The following is a 555-nucleotide window of genomic DNA, read 5'->3' as shown; positions in this document are numbered from 1 at the left end:
TCCAGCCATCGAGCTTCAGCACATAGCCGGTCGCCGTCTGCACCAGTTTGCGCAGCGATGACTCCTGCTGGTCGAAAAGGTCGGTCCCGACGGCCTCATAGGCTGACTGAAACTCTTTAAAATCGCCGCCGAGGTTGTCCTGCATGACTTTAACCAGCGCGGCCGTTTTCCCGTCTGAGGTTTTCAGCGTGGCGGTTAGCTGGTCGAGCTTGCCGGTCGACGCGGCTGACATCAGCACCGCCGCCGCAGAGCTGGCCTCTTCGCCGAAAATGGTTTTCATGTACTCGGCACGCTGGCCCGAGCCAAGGTTATTTTTCTCGAAGCTGGCCTGCATTTCTTTCAGGATGCTGAAAATCGGCCGGGTGTTCCCCTTACTGTCAGCCGTTTTGACGCCGAGCTCTTTGATAGCGTCAAAGGCTTTGCCGGTTGGAGCCTGTAAACGACTGAGCACCGCCCGGCTTCCAGTCCCGGCCATCGAGCCGGTGATTTTGGCATCGTGCAGCGCCCCCACCATTGCGGCGGTTTCCTCGATGCTGACACCGGCATTTTTCGCCA

General features: G+C 58.7%; 1 protein-coding gene. It reads right to left on the bottom strand.

The features are described from left to right. Positions 1 to 555, bottom strand: a 555-nt coding sequence (locus ACG0Z5_RS24080; RefSeq protein WP_394451662.1) for a phage tail tape measure protein, incomplete at both ends; no start/stop codon positions are given.

This window comes from Scandinavium sp. M-37 (assembly GCF_043558715.1).
In the GTDB taxonomy this organism is placed as follows: domain Bacteria; phylum Pseudomonadota; class Gammaproteobacteria; order Enterobacterales; family Enterobacteriaceae; genus Scandinavium; species Scandinavium vulneris_A.
Note: the sequence above shows the minus strand (reverse complement) of the source record. Positions and strands in the feature narration are given on the sequence as shown.